Source organism: Amycolatopsis sp. NPDC104863, assembly GCF_055582965.1.
The window spans coordinates 385,737-402,719 of record NZ_JBVJOW010000009.1 but is presented as its reverse complement, the minus strand read 5'-3'; the positions used below and the strand labels follow the sequence as shown (position 1 = coordinate 402,719).

The following is a 16,983-nucleotide window of genomic DNA, read 5'->3' as shown; positions in this document are numbered from 1 at the left end:
CACGCTCAACTCGCGAGCGGACACGGATGTTCCGCGTTCTCTCAGACCCGAAGCCCGGCTCGCGACCACCGTGCCGCCAGCCCGGCCGCGTGCCCCGCCCGATCGGGATCGACGCCCGCCCGGGCGACCAGCCGCAGCCGCGAGACGCCGTCGGGGACGCTCGGCGGGCGGAAGCAGCCGACGATGATTCCTTCCGCGTCGAGGCGGTCCGCCGCGGCGACGGCCTGCTCCGCGGAGTCCGCGGGGATCGACTGCACCGCGCCGGGCGCCCGCGGCACTCCCGCGGCCTCGGCGATCACCGCGGCGACGTCGTGCAGCTGCGCGACCCGCCCCGGTTCGGCGGTGACGATCCGGCAGGCCTCGGCCGCACCCGCCGCCGCGGCGGGCGTGAGGCCCGTGTCGAAGATGAACGTGCGCGCGGTGTTGACCAGATGCTCCCGCAGCAGCGGTGAGCCCAGCACCGCGCCGCCCTGGGTCGCGAGCGCCTTCGACAGGGTCGCCGTGACGACGACGTGCGGGGCGCCCGCCAGCCCGGCCGCGTGGACCGCGCCGCTCCCCTGCCCGGCGACGCCGACGCCGTGGGCTTCGTCCACCACGAGAAACGCGTCGTACTCCGCGCACAGTGCCGCGGTCCGCCCGAGATCCGCCGCGTCACCGAGCACCGAATAGATCGACTCGACGACCACCACGGCGCGGGGTTGCGCGCGCTCGCGGAGCAGCCGCTCGAGCGCGTCCAGGTCGCCGTGCGGGCAGATTTCCACCGGGGAACGGGAAAGCCGGGCGCCGTCGATCAGCGACGCGTGCACGTGCGCGTCGGACACCAGCAGCGTGTCCGGGGAGCCCAGCGCCGTCAGCAGGCCGACGTTGGCCGCGTACCCGCTGGAGAAGACCAGGCACGCCGGTTGCCCGGTGAGCCGCGCCAGTTCCGTTTCGAGCTCGGTGTGGCAGGCGGCCGTCCCGGTCACGACGCGCGAAGCGCCGGCTCCGGCGCCGTACTCCTCGATGGCCCGCGTCGCGGCCGCGCGCACCCGGGGATCCGCGCCGAGCCCGAGGTAGTCGTTCGACGCCAGGTCCAGCCGCCCGGGCCGCGACCGTGGATGCCGCCGGACGTCGGTGCGGCGGACCAGGCCGGCCCGCCGCCGGTCGCTGTCCGCGGCGGCGAGCCAGTCGTGCACTGCGGTCATGCGTTGGCCGGATCGGTGGTCCCGGCGCCGCGCGTCCGGATCGACGGCGTCGCGCGGTGTTCGTGCTCTCCGGCGCCGAGGACCTCGAACCCGGCGTCGGCGATCATCGCCAGGTCGTCCCGCGCCGCCTGCCCCTCGCTGGTGAGGTAGTCGCCCAGGAACAAGGAGTTCACGACGTGCAGCGCGAGCGGCTGCAGCGAACGCAGGTGCATCTCACGCCCGCCCGCCATCCGGACTTCCCGGTCGGGACAGGTGAACCGCGCCAGCGCGAGGATCCGCAGCGCGCGCAACGGCGTCAGCTCCCAGGTGCCGGCGAGCGGGGTGCCCTCGAACGGCATCAGGAAGTTCACCGGGATCGAGTCGCTGTCCAGGGCGCGCAGGGCGAAGAGCGCGTCGATCAGCTCGTCGTCGGTCTCGCCCATGCCGACGATCAGGCCGGAGCACGGGGAAAGTCCCGCGGCTTTGGCCTTTTCGACCGTCGCCACCCGGTCGTCGTACCCGTGGGTCGTGCAGATCTCCGCGTACCGCGACTCGCTCGTGTTCAGGTTGTGGTTGTAGGCGTCGACACCGGCGTCGCGCAGCCGCTCGGCCTGCCCCTCCCGCAGGATCCCGAGGCACGCGCACACCTCGACCCCGGCGTGCGCGGACTTGACCGCCTCGACCACCCCGGCGACGCGGTCGACGTCCCGGTCGCTCGGCCCGCGGCCGCTCGCGACGAGGCACACCCGGGACGCGCCGCCGTGGATGCCCGCGGTGGCCTGCCGGACGGTCTCCTCGGCCGAAAGCCACGAGTACTTGAGGATCTGCGCGGACGACCCGAGCCGCTGCGAGCAGTAACCGCAGTCCTCCGGGCACAGGCCCGACTTGAGGTTGACGAGGTAGTTGACCTTGACGCGGTTGCCGAAGTGGGCCCGCCGGAGCCGCCCGGCCGCGGCGACCAGCCCGAGCACCTCCTCGTCCGGCGTCTCGAGCACCATCCGGGCGTCTTCGCGCTCGAGGACGCCACCGGCCAGCTGCCGGGAGGCCAGGTCATCAACTGTTTTGAACACCCGTCAAATCCTAGGCGAGGCAGACCTCGCCGGGCAAGCCGGGACCGGCACAATGGGGCCATGAAGGTGACGCGCGCCCAGATCGTCGACCGGGCGTACGACCTGCTTCGCGAACGCGGGCTGAGCAGCCTGTCCATGCGCCGCGTCGCCCAGGAGCTGGGCGTGCAGCCCGGCGCGCTCTACTACCACGTCGCGAGCAAGCAGGAACTGCTCGCCGTTGTCGCGGAGCGCGTCCTCGAGGAGCTCCCCGCCTCGGCCTCCGATCCCCGCGCCGTCGCCCAGGACCTCCGCCGCGCGCTGCTCGAAGTCCGCGACGGCGCCGAGGTGGTGTCCTTCGTGCAGGCGTACCGCCCGGACGTCCTCGTGCCGGCGCAGGTGCTGCACCGCCTCTTCGCCGAGCAGCTCGGGCCGCGCCGGGCCGGCTGGGCAGCGCGGACCGTCGTCCACTACGTGCTGGGTTTTGTGGCCGAAGAACAGAACCGGGAGGAGCTGGTCCGCGCCGGGATCGTCGACGACGTCCCCGGCCGGGCCGCGGAAGCGGGCGAGGCCTTCCTGTTCGGCGTCGACGCGATCCTCAATGGACTCGGCCCGCGATCGGCTCCGGCGTCGCCGACGGCGGCGGCAGCGCACCCGGGCCCGGACGCAGCCCGTCGATGAGCAAAGCCAGGTATCGCTTGCGATCCGCGCCCGCGGGGTCGTCGGGGTGCACGGTCGCCAGCGTCATCACGACCACCGCCGCCAGGTCGCGGCCCAGCAGGCCCGGGCGCACCACACCGGCGTCGACCGCCCGGCCCACCAGCCGGTCGGCGGCCGTGATGTAGCGCTGCACGCCGGCGACGTCGATGGCGCCGATCTCCCGGGCGAGGGCCAAGGCCACCTGGTTCCGGGCGACCAGCTCGACGGTGGCTTCCAGCGAGCTCGTCAGGTCGTGCCACGGGTCGCCGGTCTCCAGCGTCGTGAGGGGCTCGATGACGGTGGTCAGGACGTGCTCGAAGACGGCGCGCACCAGCTGGTCGCGGTTGCGGAAGCGCCGGTACACCGTCGCGACACCGACACCCGCGCGCTTCGCGACGTCTTCGAGCGTCGCGCCCGGGCCGTCCTCCTCGAACGCTTGGCCGGCCGCGACGACGATGCGCTCGTAGTTGCGCGCCGCGTCGCCCCGCAAGCCCTGCCCGCGCGCCGATGTCATGCCCGCACGCTAACTCACCAGGTGACCGGCAGCGCGTGCAGTCCGTAGACGACGTGGAAGGCGCGGAACTCGATGTCCTCGTAGGGCACCGCGAGCGCAAGGTCCGGGAAACGCCGCAGCAGCGCGGGAAACGCGACCTTCATCTCCATCCGCGCGAGCGGCGCGCCGAGGCAGTGGTGCACCCCGTGCCCGAACGCGACGTGCCGCGCCGCCTCGCGGGTGACGTCGAGCCGCTCCGGGTGCTCGGTCAGCGCCGGGTCCCGGTTGGCCGCGGGCAGCGCCAGCACCAGCTGCTCGCCGGCCGGGATGGTGTGCCCGGCGATCTCCACCTCGGTAGTCGTCGTGCGCGGCACGCCGGAGTGCACGATCGAGAGCCAGCGCAGCAGTTCCTCCACCGCGGGCTCGACCGCGGCCGGGTCGTCGCGCACCAGCGCCAGCTGGTCCGGATGCCGCAGCAGCGCCAAAGTGCCGAGGCCGAGCATGTTCGACGTCGTTTCGTGGCCGGCCACCAGCAGCAGCGACGCGATGCCGATCAGCTCGGCGGTGCTCAGGTCGTCCCCGTGCAGCCGCACGAGCATGCCCAGCATGTCGTCACCCGGCTCGGCCTGGGCCCGCGCGACGAGCCCGGCCATGTACTCCCGGCTTTCGCGCTGCAGCTTCATCCGTTCCGGGACCGGGCGGGAGGTGTCGAGCAGCCGGCCGGAGCGGTGCTGGAAGTCCGCGCGGTCGCCGTAGGGCACGCCGAGCAGCTCGCAGATGACCAGGGACGGCACCGGGAGCGCGAAGCCCGCCACGAGGTCACCCGGCTTGCCCGCTCGCTCGAGGTCGTCGAGCGCGGCGTCGACGATCTCGACGATCCGTGGTTCCAGCCGCCGCATCCGCTTGACGGTGAACTCCGAGGTCAGCATCTTGCGCAGGCGGGTGTGGTCCGGCGGGTCGAAGGCGAGCATCTGCCCGGCCCGCAGCTCCTCCAGCTCTTCGTCGCTGACGTCTTCCATGCCGGGCGGCCGGGCCCGCCGGGTGGCTGCGTTGCTGAACCGGACCGAGTCGGCCAGCACCTCGCGGACGTCGTCGTACCGGGTCACGAGGTAGGCGGACGTGCCGAACGGGGTCGTGACGCGGGTGACGCCCTCGCCGTCCCGCACCTCGGCGAGCCGGCCGATCGGATCGAACCGGACCCGCCGCATGTGCAGTGGCATTTCGGGCGCCTTGGTCATTTCCCACCCGTCCCCATCGGAAACCTGTCGGATGGTCGCCACGCTACCACCAAAATGGTAGTCGCCTATCGTTTCAGGCCGCGACCGCGACGGCTGCCCGCCGGCCCGCGACCGTCAACGCGGCGACGGCGGCCGCGCCGGCCAGCGACACCACGATGCACACGACCACGGCGGCGTCCCAGCCCGCGAGCAGGCTCGCCGGGGTGACCGGCGGGCGGACCGCCACCAGCGTCACGACCGTGACCCCGAGCGCCGCGCCGACGTACCGGCTCGTGTTGTTGATCCCGCTGCCCATACCCGTCCGGTGCGGCGGGACGCTCGCCACCGCTTCGCGCCCCAGGGAAGCGTTCACGACGCCGGTGCCGAGCCCGGCCACCGCCAGGCCCGCGTACAACCAGCCCCGACCCGAGTCCGGGCCGAGGAAGGCCATCGGCACCAGCCCCAAGCTGACGACCAGCAAGCCGGCGCTCAGCCGCGCGCCGCCGGGCACCGCGGCCGGGAGGTGCCGGGTCAGCAGGGCCGAGCCGACGCTCGTCGCCGACCAGACCAGGACCGACAGGGCCGCCGCCATCGGCGTCAGCGCCAGGCCGTTTTCGAGCAGGGTGCAGACGAACGACATCAGCGCCGTGACCCCGGCGCCCGCCACGAACGCGCCGATCGTCGCCGAGAGCAGGGCCGGCCGCCGGAACAGGGTGAGGTCGAGCATCCCGTCGTCGGTCCGCGCCTGGTGGGCGGCGAACGCGCCGAGCAGCACGACCGCGGCGACGATCAGGGCCACCTCCAGCGGGCTCGTCCAGCTCTGCCGTCCTTCGGTCAGCGCGGCCAGCAGTGCCGCGAGCCCACCGCCCAGCAGCAGCGAACCGATGACGTCGACCGCCCGCTTCCGGCCCGAAACCGACTCTTCGAGCAGGACCCGGCCCAGCACGGCCACCCCGAGGGCCAGTGCCGTGGCGACGAAGTAGAGCGTGCGAAAGCTGTCGAGCCCGGCGCCGGCCAGCGGGCCGAGGGCGATCCCGGCGCCGAGGCACGCGCCCCACACCCCGGTCGCGCGGCCGCGCCCGGCGGCGTCGGGGAAGGCCGGCCCGAGCACGGCAAGCCCGCAGGCGACGACCGCGGCGGCGCCGAGCCCTTCCACGACGCGGCCGGCGATGAACGTGACCGGTTCGGGAGCGACGGCGCACACCAGCGACCCGGCGGCCAGCACGACGGCGCCGGCGACGAAGACGCGTCGGCGGCCGAAGTCGTCGCCGACCGCGCCGGCCGGCAGCAGCGCGACCGCCAGCCCGAGGCTCATCGAGCTGAGGATCCACGACGTCGCGACCGCGCCGGCGCCGAGCCCGCCGGTCACCGCCGGGACGATCGACAGCGGCGCGGTGAAGACGAACAGGGCCAGCAGGGTCCCGCCGCCGGAGGCGACGAGGACGGCTCCGGGACGGCGCTCCATGCGAGCTCCTCGTTGATTCGGTGACCGAACTCTTTCGCGGCGAGGCTAGCACGGTTGGTTCGGTGAGCGAACTCTTCTGTGGCACACTGGCGCCCATGGCACTGCCGCGTGAGTACACCAACCAGGCCTGCTCGATGGTCCGCGCGCTGGAGATCGTCGGCGAACGCTGGACCCTGCTGATCGTCCGGGACGCGGTGTTCGGCGTCCGCCGGTTCAGCGACTTCCTCGACCACCTGGGCATCCCGCGCGCGGTGCTGACCGAACGCCTCGAGTTCCTGGTCGGCGAAGGAGTGCTCGCCCGCGTGCCGGGCCCGGGCAAGCGCAGTGAATACGAGCTGACGCCGAAGGGCCTGGGTCTCTGGCCGGTCGTCCGCACCCTGGCCGCCTGGGGCGACGAGCACTACGCGCCCGCCGGCCCCCGCCGGGTGTTTGTGCACGAGGCCTGCGCCGGCGAGGTCTCGCCGTCGGGTGTCTGCCTGCAGTGCGGCGAGGACGTGCCGGTCGCGGACACCGTGCTCACCCCGGGGCCGGGCCTGCCCCCGCGGTCACCGGACGCCGACCCGGTCACGGCGGCCCTGTCCCAACCGCGGCTTTTGCTCCACCCCGTCCGGTGACGATGCCCAACCGTAAGCGAATTCTCCTTCTCCCAGGCGTGAACCGCGGAAACCGCGGGTATCACGGGCGGACCGTCGAACAAGGGAGCTGTCGTGGGAATTCTGGTGGGCCTGCTGGTGATCTGGGCCGTGCTCGTCGTGCTGGGTGTGGTGATCAAGGGACTGTTCTGGCTGATCATCATCGGCGCGGTGCTGTTCGTGGCGACCGGTGTGATCGGTTTTGTGAAGCGGGAGGCCTTGGGCCGCAAGCGCTGAGGGGACCGAGCCATCGTCTTTGAGCAACGCTGAAGACGCAGAAGCCGCCCGCCTTCACCACTCTGTAGTCGGACCCATATCCGGCGTGGAAAGGTGAGCTTGATGCGTCCCTATCGGATCGACGTCCCCGATTCCGAGCTCGAAGACCTGCGGACGCGGATCGCCTCGACCCGCTGGCCGGCCGCCGTTTCGGTGCCCGGCTGGGAACGTGGTGTCCCCGCCGACTACCTCCGGGAGCTCGCGACCTACTGGGGGACCACCTACGACTGGCGCGCCGCCGAGGCGGAGCTCAACCAGTACCCGCAGTTCGTCACCGAGCTCGACGGCGTCGACGTGCACTTCCTGCACGTCACCTCGCCCGAGCCCGGCGCGACCCCGCTGCTGCTGACCCACGGCTGGCCCGGCTCGATCGTCGAGTTCCTCGACGTCATCGGCCCGCTGTCCGACCCGGCCGCCCACGGGCTCGACCCCGCCCAGGCCTTCCACCTGGTGATCCCGTCGATCCCGGGGCACGGCTTCTCCGGGCCGGTCACCGAGCCCGGCTGGGACGTCGACCGCGTCGCCGCCGCCTGGGCCACCCTGATGGCGGAGCTCGGCTACCGCGACTACGTCACCGCCGGTGGCGACTGGGGCTCGCTGATCTCCCTCGCGCTGGCCCACCACGCGCCCGGGCAGGTCAAGGCCGCGCACGTGTCGATGCTGCTCACCGTGCCCTCCGGTGACCCGGCCGAGTTCGCGAACCTCACCGAAGCCGACGGCGCGCGGCTGGCCGGGCTGGGCCGGTTCGAGGCCGAACTGTCGGGCTACATGAAGGTCCAGAGCACCCGGCCGCTGACCATCGGCTACAGCCTCAGCGACTCGCCGGTCGGGCAGCTGGCCTGGATCGTGGAGAAGTTCCACGACTGGAACAACGCCGTCAAGACGCCCGAGGAGCAGGTCGGCCGCGACCGGCTGCTGACCAACGCCAGCCTCTACTGGCTGACCGGCACGGCGACGTCGTCGGCGCAGTTCTACTACGAGTCCGGCGCGCACCTGGGCAAGATCTTCACCCCCGGGGTCGCCCCCGACCCGGTCACCGTCCCGGTCGGGGTCGCCGTGTTCGGGCAGGACCCGGCGCTGCCGGTCCGGCCGTTCGCCGAGCGGGACTACCCCAGCATCAGCCGCTGGAGCGAGTACGAGCAGGGCGGGCACTTCGCCGCGCTGGAGCAGCCGAAGGTCTACGTCGACGACATCCGCGCGTTCGTCGCTTCGCTCGACCAGTAGGTCCGGTTCTCCCTCCCGGGACAGGATTTCCGATACCCGGGAGGGAGTTCCCGGCCCCGCGGCGCGGGCAGCCTCGGGGGCATGGTTCCCGTCGCACGCTGGGCCGTCGTCGCCGCGCACGCCGTCCCGCTGCTCACCCTGCCGTCCGGGCTCTGGCGGCTGGCCCTCGCCGCCGGGGTCGACGTCGGCATCCGGCCGGTCCCCGAGGTCACGGCCACCGACGCGGTCGCGTTTGCCGCCCTCAGCGTGCTCTGCGAAGGCCTCGCCCTGCTGACGCTCGGCCTGGTGCGGCCGTGGGGCGAGCGCGTCCCGCGGTGGCTCCCGCTGCTCGGCGGGCGGCGGGTCGCGCCGTTCGCCGCCATCGTGCCCGCCGCGCTCGGGTCCCTCGCGCTCGCGCTGATCTGGGCGTACGCCTTTCGCGCGTTCCCCGACATCGAGGGGCTGCGGTTCGCCGAACCGGCCCGGCACGTCCTGGTCGTCGCGTGTTACCTGCCGCTGCTGCTGTGGGCGCCGCTGCTCGCCGCCGTCACCTGGGCCTACTACCTGCGCCGCCGTGGCACCTAACGGGCCATCCCGTGCCAGAGCAGGTCGGCGAGGCTCTCCGCGTCGCGCTCCCACTCGCCGTTCGGGTCCAGGAGCAGCAGCCCGGCCAGGCCTCGCAGCACCTGGACCGGCTCGAGGCCCGGCCGCACCGTGCCGGCCTCGGTGTTGGCGTCCAGCAACGTCGCCACCGCGCCGACCATCGCGTCGTAGGCGCTCGCCGGGAGCTCCCCGCGGGACGCCGTCGCGGTGCGCAGGGCGTCGGCCAGCCCCTTCTTCGTCATCATGTAGTGCGCCAGGTGGTCGGTCACCCACACCCGGAACGCCTCGTCCGCGCTGTGCTTCTCCAGCAGCACCGGCACGATGTCGACGATGTGCCGGACCTCGCGCTGGTACACCGCGAGGATCAGCGACTCCGGCGTCGGGAAGTGCCGGTACACCGTGCCGACACCGACTTCGGCCTGCTTCGCGATCGTGTTGAACGAGACCTCGCCCGTCTTGGCCAGCGACGCCGCGGCCGCCACCAGGATGCGTTCGTGGTTGCGCCGGGTGTCCGCGCGGCGGGGGCTGACCGAACCCGTCGTCATCGTCCCTCCCGGAGCTGTGGCCGTCTCGGCTGAATGTAATGCAGGAACCGCCGGAGCTGGACCAACTCCAGCGGGGCGCGTCTTTGCGAACCGGATTGTAATCCGCTAGCCTCACGTCCAAGTCAAGCGGATGAATATCCGGTACCTGATCGCCGCCACCACCACCGTCCGGCCCGCCGCCGGACGAGCTGCGGAAAGAGACCAGTGGACATATCACTCGAAGTCAACGGCACCACCGAGCACCTGGACGTCGATCCGGGGGTCACCCTCCTGGACGCGTTGCGCGAGCGCCTGGAGGTCACCGGCCCGAAGAAGGGCTGCGACCGCGGGCAGTGCGGCGCCTGCACCGTGCACGTCGGCGGCCGGCCCGTGCTGTCGTGCCTCACCCTGGCCGCCACCGTGAAGCAGCCGGTGACCACCGTCGAAGGACTGTCCACAGAGGACAGCCTGCACCCGGTGCAGCGGGCCTTCGTCGACCAGGACGCGCTGCAGTGCGGGTTCTGCACCGCCGGCCAGATCATGTCGGCGGTCGCCGCCGTCGAGCAGGACGTCGCCGACGTGCGGGAGTTCATGTCCGGCAACCTGTGCCGGTGCGCCGCCTACCCGAACATCGTCAAGGCCGTCGAGCAGGCGAGGCGAGCCGATGCGTCCCTTTGAGCTGACCGCCCCCACCACCGTCGAAGCGGCGCTCGAAACGCCCGGCACGTTCCTCGCCGGCGGGACGACGCTCGTCGACCTCATGAAGCTCGACGTCCTCACGCCGCAGCGCGTCCTCGACATCAACGAGGTCCCGCTGCGCGGCATCGACACCACCGAAGGGCTGCGGATCGGCGCGCTGGAGCGGATGAGCGCCATCGCCGCCCACCCGGACGTCTACCCGGCGATCTCGCGCGCGCTGCTGCTGAGCGCGTCGCAGCAGATCCGGAACATGGCCAGCATCGGCGGAAACCTCCTGCAGCGCACCCGCTGCTCGTACTTCCGCGACGTCGCCACGCCGTGCAACAAGCGGGAGCCCGGCAGCGGCTGCCCCGCGCTCGAGGGCGCCAACCGGATGCACGCCATCCTCGGCACCAGTGACTCCTGCGCGGCCACGCACGCCAGCGACGTCGCCGTCGCCCTGGTCGCGCTCGATGCCCGCGTGAAGCTGGCAGACGCCGAGGGAACCCGCGAAGTCGCGCTTCGCGACTTCTACCAGCTGCCCGGCGACACCCCGGCGCTGGAGAACGACCTGCGGCCCGGCGAGCTGATCACCGAGGTGGTCGTCCCCCGGCTGGACTGGGCGGTGAACTCCACCTACGTCAAGGTCCGCGACCGGCAGTCCTACGAGTTCGCGCTCTGCTCGGCCGCCGTCGCGCTGGACGTGCGGGACGGCGTCGTCGCCGACGCGCGGGTCGCCGCCGGCGGGGTCGGGACGGTGCCGTGGCACCTGCCCGCCGTCGAAGAGGCCCTGAAGGGCCGCCCGGCGACCGAGGCCGCCTTCGAAGAAGCCGCTTCGGTGGCCGCCGACGGCGCCACCCCGTTGCCGGACAACGCGTTCAAGGTGCCGCTGCTCAAGCGCACCATCGTCCGCGCCCTGCTCGAACTCACCGAGGGGAGCTCCCGATGATCACCCGGCTGGACGCGCCGCTCAAGGTCACCGGCGAGGCCAAGTACGGCGCCGACCACTCCTTCCCCGGCATGGTCTACGGCTACGTCGTGCTCAGCACGATCGCCCACGCCGAGATCGAAGCCATGGACTTCTCCGCGGCGCGGGAAGCACCGGGCGTGCTCGGCGTCTACTCGCCGTTCGACCCGCTGGAGATGCGCACGGCGACCTCGCCGCTGTTCGGCGAGACGTGGGTTCCCTTGCAGGACAAGGAAGTCACCTACTACGGCCAGCCGATCGGCTTTGTCGTCGCGGCGACGTTCGAGCAGGCCCGCGACGCGGCGATGCTGGTGAACGTCGGCTACCGCGCGCTGCCGGCCCGGACGTCGCTGACCGAAGGCCTCGCCACGGCCGAGGACGCGCCGCCCGCGCGTGACGGCGCGCCGCCGACCCTGGAGATCCTGGCCGACGGCGTCGAGTCCATCGAGGACGCGTTCGCCGTGAGCCCGGTGGTCGTCGAGGCCACCTACACCACCGCGACCCAGAACCACGCCGCGATGGAGCCGCACTCCGCGGTCGCGGTGTGGGACGACGGCGAGCTGACCGTCTACAGCGGCAACCAGGCCTCGAACCTGCAGGCGATGGAGCTGGCCAGCGCGCTGGGGCTGGACCTGGAAGCCGTGCACTGCGTGAACCCGTTCGTGGGCGGCGCGTTCGGCGGCAAGGGCCGGACGTCCGCGCCGGCGTTCCTCGCCGCCGCGGCGGCCCGCGACCTGGGCCGCCCGGTGAAGGCCGCGCTGACCCGGGAGCAGGTCTTCACCGCGACCGCGGGCCGGGCGGCGACCGTCCAGACGATGCGGCTCGGCGCCGAACGGGACGGCACGCTGGTCGCGCTGAGCCACGACTCGTGGTGCAGCACCGACACCGCCCGCTCGTTCGTCGAACCGACGTCGCACGGCACGTCGCGCGAGTGGTACGCCACGCAGAACCTGGCCATCAGTCAGAAGGTGGTGCCGCTCAACATCCCGCCGACGACGTTCATGCGGGCCCCGGGCGAGGCGCCCGGCTCGTTCGCGCTGGAGAGCGCGATCGACGAGCTGGCCGTCGCGCTGGGCATGGACCCGATCGAGCTGCGGATCAAGAACAGCTCGACCGCCCCGCCCGGCAAGGACCTGCAGTGGTCGAGCAAGCACCTCGACGAGTGCTTCCGCGTCGGCGCGGGCCGGTTCGGCTGGACGCACCGCCCGGCCGGCTCGCGCACCGACGGCGACTGGCTCGTCGGCATGGGCGTGGCCACGGCGATGTTCCCCGCCCTGCGGTTCCCGGCCACCGTCGGCATCACGCTGAAGGCGGACGACACCGCCGAGGTCGCGACGAGCGGCGCGGACCCCGGCACCGGCCTGCTCACCGTGCTGTCCCTGGTGGGCGCCGAGTCGCTGGACATCCCGGCCGACCGGATCACGCCCCGGCTCGGCGACTCGTCCCTCCCGCCGGGTGGTCTCTCCGGCGGCTCGACGGCGACGGCGAGCGCGGGCACGGCCATCATGATCGCCGCCACCAAGGCGATCGACGAGCTGGTGGCCCTGGCGTCGGACCCCGGCGCGCCGTTCGAAGGCGCCGAAGTCACCTACGCCGACGGACGCGTCTTCGCCGACGGACGCACGATGACCTTCGGCGAGCTGCTGCGGACGCTGGGCCGGGAAACGCTCGAGGTGACCGGCTCGTCGGCCCCCGGCGAAGAGCTGACCAAGCACTCGTTCAGCTCGTGGGGCGCCCAGTTCTGCGAGGTGCGGGTGCACCGGCTGACCCGCGAGGCGCGGGTGTCGCGGATGCTCGGCGTGTTCGACGCGGGCCGGATCATCAACGACAAGGCGGCCCGCAGCCAGATCATGGGCGGCATGATCTGGGGTGTCTCGGCCGCGCTGCACGAGGGCCTGGAGATCGAGGCGAACGGCCGGCTCGCCAACGGTGACTTCGCGAGCTACCTGCTCCCGGTGAACGCGGACATCCCGGCGGTCGACGTCCACTTCGTCGAGTACCCGGACACGCTCCACAACGCGGTCGGCGCGCGGGGTCTCGGCGAGATCGGCACGGTCGGCATGGCCGCGGCCGTCGCCAACGCCGTGTACAACGCCACCGGCACCCGGGTCCGGCACATCCCGATCACCATCGAAGATCTGCTCGAAGACTGACCGTGGCGGGGGGGGGGGGGGGGGGGGGGGGGGGGGGGGGGGGGGGGGGGGGGGGTGGGGGGAACGGTGCAACCGGCGAGACTTTCTCGAAAGCCTACCTGGGGCGGCGGCTGGACCGGCCCCGGGCCCCGCCCGCCGTTACCCTTCCGCGACAACAACGGGGACGGTTCGGCCATGACGCCGGGGTGTCGGCGGTCCTAGGCTGTCGGGCGCGGCGCCGAGCCGCCCCCGCTGTTGCTCCTCGAAGGGACTCCCCGCATGACCGACCCCGTCGTCCCCACCTCCTCCGGCGCGGTCCGCGGTCAGGTCACCTCCGCCGGGGTCGCGCGGTTCCGCGGCATCCCGTACGCCGCCGCGCCCGAGGGTGAGCTCCGCTTCGCCGAACCCGTCCCGGCCCCGCCGTGGGAAGGTGTCCGCGACACGCAGAGACCCGGGCCGACCGCGCCGCAGCGCCGCCACGACGTGCCCGGGATCGACCTGTCGCCGATCGCCGGCGCCGGCTGGCGGCCGGGGCCGGAGTACCTGACGGTCGACGTCTGGACCCCGCAGCTGGGCGGGGCCGGGCTGCCGGTGCTGGTGTTCGTGCACGGCGGCGCGTTCCTCGGCGGCACCGGGTCGGCCGCGGTCTACGACGGCACGGCGTTCGCCCGCGCGGGCGCGGTGCTGGTGACGGTGCAGTACCGGCTCGGCATCGACGGGTTCCTGCCCGTCGACGGCGGCGCGACGAACCTCGGGCTGCGCGACCAGCTGGCGGCGCTGCGCTGGATCCGGGAGAACATCACCGCGTTCGGCGGCGACCCCGAAAACGTCACGCTCTTCGGTGCGGCGTCCGGCGCGGTCAGCGTGGCCTGCCTGCTCGGTTCGCCGCTCTCGACCGGGCTCTTCCACCGCGCGATCGTCCAAAGCGGACACCCGGACATGGTGCGCGACGGCGTCCAGGCCCGGCGGCTGGCCAAGGTCGTCGCCGACGAGCTGAAGGCGGAGCCGACCGCCGAAGCGTTCCGGAAGGTCTCGACCGAGCAGCTGCTGGACGCGCAGGACGCCGTCCTGCGGCCGGGTGGCGCGCCGGACCTCCGGGACTCGCTGGGCTACGACCGCGGGTACGGCCTCAGCCCGTTCCTGCCGGTGGTCGGCGACGACGTCCTGCCGGAGCACCCGGCCAAGGCGATCCGGGCGGGCGCGGGCGCCGACGTCGACCTGGTCGCCGGCAGCTGCAGTGAAGAGATGCGGCTGTTCCTGGTGCCCAGCGGCGCGCTCGAAGCCGTCACCGACGACCAGGCGATCGCGTCACTGGCGGTTTCGCACCCCGACCCGGCCGGGATCCTGCACGCCTACGGCCTCGGCACCGACCGCACGGCGGGTGAGGTCCTCGTCGAGGCCCTGACCGACCTCGTCTTCCGCGACGGCGTCCGCGACCTCGCCGAAAACCACGCCGGACGGACCTTCCGGTACGAGTTCGAGTGGGGTTCGCCGCTGCTCGAGGGCCGGCTCGGCGCGTGCCACGGCCTCGAGCTGCCGTTCGTGTTCGACGCGCTCGGCACGATGTCCGGGCCCCGGGGCCTGCTCGGCGAGCGGGCGCCGCGGGAGCTGGCCAGGGACCTCAACGGCGCCTGGCACCGCTTCGCCGCCACCGGCGCGCCCGGCTGGGCGGAGTACACCAGCGAAGACGCGCTCTACCACGCGTACTGATCTTGCTCCACCGGGCTGGACTCCGCCGCCGGGCGGTTGACGAGTCACCCGCCTCGCTGCCAGGCTCAGGCCGCCCGGACGGCCGGATGAACGGGGACCACCGATGCCCGAGGCGGGCTTTTCCGCACCGCCGCGCGCGTACGTCCGCTCGCTCCTGCGCAGCGGGACACCGGGGGATCCCGCCGGGTCCCTCGACGACAGCGGTGATCTCGCCGCCGTCGGGGACGCGACGCTCGCGCGCGCGGCGCGGTACTGGGTCGTCGTGCCGCTGGCCTACCGCATCGCCGCCTTCATCAAGGTGTTCATCGGCTTCGCCGCCGCGAACGGCACGGTCGGGCTCGGGCCGGCGCTGGGCGCCACTCTGTTCGCCGTGGTGGCCAACAGCGTCGCGATGGTGTGGGTGCTGCGCGGCGGTGGGCTGCGGGCCCGCGTCACCGGCCGCGCCCTCGGTTTCGACCTCGCGGTCGGCGTGCTGCTCAACTTCACCGTGGCGGTGACGGCCCCGGCCGCGGTGCAGCCGTTCGCCATAGATGTGTCCTGGACGTGGCTGGTCGGCGCGGTCGCGATGTGGGCGGGCACCTCCGGGCTGCCCGCCGCGCTGTGGCTGCTCGCGGCGGCGGTCCCGCTGCGGGCCGGGCTGACCCTCGCGGGCGGCCTGCCGCTCGGCAACCAGCTCGCCCTGACCCGCTCGATCGGCTGCCTGGTCGCGCTGGCCGTGGCGATCGTGCTCGCCGTGGCCATCCTCGTCCTGCTCGGGGTCGGCACCCGGTTCGCCGTCGACATCGGGCTCCGGCGCGGGCAGGAGGCCGAACGCCGCCGGACGCGCCGCATCATGCACGACAGCGTGCTGCAGACCCTCGAAGCGCTCGCCATCTCCGCGCCGGGGGACGACGCGCAGGCCGTGACCCGGCTCTCGGAACTGCGCTCGGTGGCCAAGGCCGAAGCGGCCGAACTACGCCGCCGGATCACCGAACCGGTGCCCACCGGGCTGTCGCGCGGCTTCGCCGTCGAGCTCGCCGACGTCGCCACCGAGATGGCGCGCGACGGGCTGCGCACCCAGCTCGTCGCCGCGGACTTCGCCGACGACAACAAGGTCTCCCAGGACCGGCGCGTCGCGCTCTGCGAAGCCGTCCGGGAAGCGTTGCGCAACACCGTGAAGCACTCCGGGACCAAGCAGGTCGTGCTGCGCGTGGAGAAACGCGACGGCGGCATCGCGGTGGTCGCCCGCGACCAGGGTCACGGCTTCGACGTCCGGGACCGCCCGCCCGGCTTCGGCATCAGCCAGTCCATCGTGGCGCGCCTGGCCGAGGTCGGCGGGCACGGCACGGTGGACTCGCAGCCGGGCCGCGGCACCCGCGTCACGATGTGGGTGCCGGGCTAGTGATCAGCCGGGCGACTTCCGGGGCGTGGGTGAAGACCAGCCCGTGGTCGGCGTCCAGCCAGGACGTCGTGACGTCCGGGCGCTCGCGCGCGAGCCGGTCGAAGCCTGCCCGCCAGTTCCGGTTGCACCGCTCCACCAGCTCTTCACCGCCGTCGCCGGCCATCCACGTCGAGGCGATGACGGAGACGAGCGCGTCGACCTCCCGGTAGCGGCCGAGGATCTTCGACCGGACGTCGTCGATCTCCAGGTTCAGCGCGAGGATCTCCGGGCCGGTGAGCAGCACCTGGCCCGGGGTGCCCCGGCGGGTCTCCTGCTCCTTCGCCATGTCTTCCCACATCGCGCGGAACACCGGCAGGTCGGCCTCGGTGAGGAACGGCTCGGGCACCGGGTTCGCGCCGTCGACGAGCACGAGCCGGGCGAAGCCGCCCGGATGCGCGGCGGCGTGGTGCAGCACCAGGTCCGCGCCGAGCGAATACCCCACGAGCACGGGCGGTTCGGACAGCTCGAGCGACGCCAGCACAGCGTCGAGATCACCGAGGAACGCGTCGAAGGAGTATTCGTCGGCGGCCGAGGCCAGGCCGTGGCCACGCAGGTCGAAGGTCACCACGTGGTGCTCACGCCGCAGCAGCTCGGTCAGCTCGTGCAGGTCGGCCTGGGTCGAGTTCAGCCCGGGACACAGAACCAACGGCCGCCCCCGCCCGCCGCGGGACACGGGGATCCGGACGCCGTCGTGGTGCACCGTGGACCGCCGCATGGCCCCAAGTTACCCGCGTCGGGCGACAACGGCTCTGCGC

General features: G+C 73.1%; 17 protein-coding genes. 10 read left to right on the top strand and 7 right to left on the bottom strand.

Translation table 11 applies throughout. The annotated features are described in order from the left end of the window. Positions 1-41: 41 nt before the first annotated feature. Together ACZ63J_RS40590 and bioB are read right to left on the bottom strand one after the other, a co-directional pair. Complete coding sequence (locus tag ACZ63J_RS40590) at positions 42-1,184, bottom strand: 8-amino-7-oxononanoate synthase (protein WP_465405482.1); 1,143 nt, start codon at positions 1,182-1,184, stop codon at positions 42-44. Continuing rightward, complete coding sequence (gene bioB, locus ACZ63J_RS40585) at positions 1,181-2,233, bottom strand: biotin synthase BioB (protein WP_465405480.1); 1,053 nt, start codon at positions 2,231-2,233, stop codon at positions 1,181-1,183. The genes ACZ63J_RS40590 and bioB overlap by 4 nt, the downstream gene beginning before the upstream one ends. Before the next feature lie 60 nt (positions 2,234-2,293). Here bioB and ACZ63J_RS40580 point away from each other — a divergent pair, with 60 nt between their 5' ends. Then, on the top strand, positions 2,294-2,890 hold the full coding sequence (locus tag ACZ63J_RS40580) for a TetR family transcriptional regulator (protein WP_465405478.1): 597 nt from the start codon (positions 2,294-2,296) through the stop codon (positions 2,888-2,890). Here ACZ63J_RS40580 and ACZ63J_RS40575 read toward each other — a convergent pair. From ACZ63J_RS40575 to ACZ63J_RS40565, 3 genes are all read right to left on the bottom strand, one after another. Beyond that, a complete protein-coding gene (locus ACZ63J_RS40575; protein ID WP_465405476.1) occupies positions 2,808-3,422 on the bottom strand; it encodes a TetR/AcrR family transcriptional regulator in 615 nt (204 codons plus the stop codon). The two genes, ACZ63J_RS40580 and ACZ63J_RS40575, sit on opposite strands and share 83 nt — an antisense overlap. Before the next feature lie 14 nt (positions 3,423-3,436). Beyond that, on the bottom strand, positions 3,437-4,621 hold the full coding sequence (locus ACZ63J_RS40570) for a cytochrome P450 (RefSeq protein WP_465405474.1): 1,185 nt from the start codon (positions 4,619-4,621) through the stop codon (positions 3,437-3,439). 91 nt (positions 4,622-4,712) lie between these two features. Beyond that, a complete protein-coding gene (locus ACZ63J_RS40565; protein ID WP_465405472.1) occupies positions 4,713-6,083 on the bottom strand; it encodes an MFS transporter in 1,371 nt (456 codons plus the stop codon). Positions 6,084-6,178: 95 nt separating this feature from the next. On the opposite strand from ACZ63J_RS40565, the gene ACZ63J_RS40560 reads away from it, so the two are divergent. From ACZ63J_RS40560 to ACZ63J_RS40545, 4 genes are all read left to right on the top strand, one after another. After that, positions 6,179-6,697, top strand: a complete 519-nt coding sequence (locus tag ACZ63J_RS40560; RefSeq protein WP_465405470.1) for a winged helix-turn-helix transcriptional regulator — start codon at positions 6,179-6,181, stop codon at positions 6,695-6,697. 93 nt (positions 6,698-6,790) lie between these two features. Beyond that, positions 6,791-6,952 (top strand): hypothetical protein, encoded by a 162-nt coding sequence (locus ACZ63J_RS40555; RefSeq protein ID WP_465405468.1) that lies wholly within the window; start codon positions 6,791-6,793, stop codon positions 6,950-6,952. A gap of 102 nt (positions 6,953-7,054) precedes the next feature. Continuing rightward, the gene (locus ACZ63J_RS40550) at positions 7,055-8,215 is read left to right on the top strand and encodes an epoxide hydrolase family protein (protein WP_465405466.1); all 1,161 of its coding nucleotides are present in this window, start codon (positions 7,055-7,057) and stop codon (positions 8,213-8,215) included. 81 nt (positions 8,216-8,296) lie between these two features. Beyond that, positions 8,297-8,779 (top strand): hypothetical protein, encoded by a 483-nt coding sequence (locus ACZ63J_RS40545; protein ID WP_465405464.1) that lies wholly within the window; start codon positions 8,297-8,299, stop codon positions 8,777-8,779. Here the strand turns inward: ACZ63J_RS40545 and ACZ63J_RS40540 are convergent. Further along, the gene (locus tag ACZ63J_RS40540) at positions 8,776-9,342 is read right to left on the bottom strand and encodes a TetR/AcrR family transcriptional regulator (RefSeq protein ID WP_465405462.1); all 567 of its coding nucleotides are present in this window, start codon (positions 9,340-9,342) and stop codon (positions 8,776-8,778) included. The genes ACZ63J_RS40545 and ACZ63J_RS40540 overlap by 4 nt on opposite strands. 204 nt (positions 9,343-9,546) lie before the next feature. Between ACZ63J_RS40540 and ACZ63J_RS40535 the strand changes: the two genes are divergently transcribed. The 5 genes from ACZ63J_RS40535 to ACZ63J_RS40515 all read left to right on the top strand — a co-directional run bounded on the left by ACZ63J_RS40535 (position 9,547) and on the right by ACZ63J_RS40515 (position 16,189). After that, on the top strand, positions 9,547-9,999 hold the full coding sequence (locus ACZ63J_RS40535) for a (2Fe-2S)-binding protein (protein ID WP_465335376.1): 453 nt from the start codon (positions 9,547-9,549) through the stop codon (positions 9,997-9,999). Further along, the gene (locus tag ACZ63J_RS40530) at positions 9,986-10,948 is read left to right on the top strand and encodes an FAD binding domain-containing protein (RefSeq protein ID WP_465405460.1); all 963 of its coding nucleotides are present in this window, start codon (positions 9,986-9,988) and stop codon (positions 10,946-10,948) included. The genes ACZ63J_RS40535 and ACZ63J_RS40530 overlap by 14 nt, the downstream gene beginning before the upstream one ends. Then, entirely contained in the window at positions 10,945-13,119 is a 2,175-nt protein-coding gene (locus tag ACZ63J_RS40525; RefSeq protein WP_465405458.1) for a xanthine dehydrogenase family protein molybdopterin-binding subunit, read from the top strand. The genes ACZ63J_RS40530 and ACZ63J_RS40525 overlap by 4 nt, the downstream gene beginning before the upstream one ends. A 258-nt stretch (positions 13,120-13,377) precedes the next feature. Beyond that, entirely contained in the window at positions 13,378-14,808 is a 1,431-nt protein-coding gene (locus ACZ63J_RS40520; RefSeq protein ID WP_465399198.1) for a carboxylesterase/lipase family protein, read from the top strand. Between the two features lie 103 nt (positions 14,809-14,911). Next, positions 14,912-16,189 (top strand): sensor histidine kinase, encoded by a 1,278-nt coding sequence (locus tag ACZ63J_RS40515; RefSeq protein ID WP_465399199.1) that lies wholly within the window; start codon positions 14,912-14,914, stop codon positions 16,187-16,189. On the opposite strand, the gene ACZ63J_RS40510 is transcribed toward ACZ63J_RS40515, so the two are convergent. Beyond that, the gene (locus ACZ63J_RS40510; protein WP_465399200.1) at positions 16,167-16,943 is read right to left on the bottom strand and encodes an alpha/beta hydrolase; all 777 of its coding nucleotides are present in this window, start codon (positions 16,941-16,943) and stop codon (positions 16,167-16,169) included. The two genes, ACZ63J_RS40515 and ACZ63J_RS40510, sit on opposite strands and share 23 nt — an antisense overlap. Positions 16,944-16,983 lie beyond the last annotated feature (40 nt).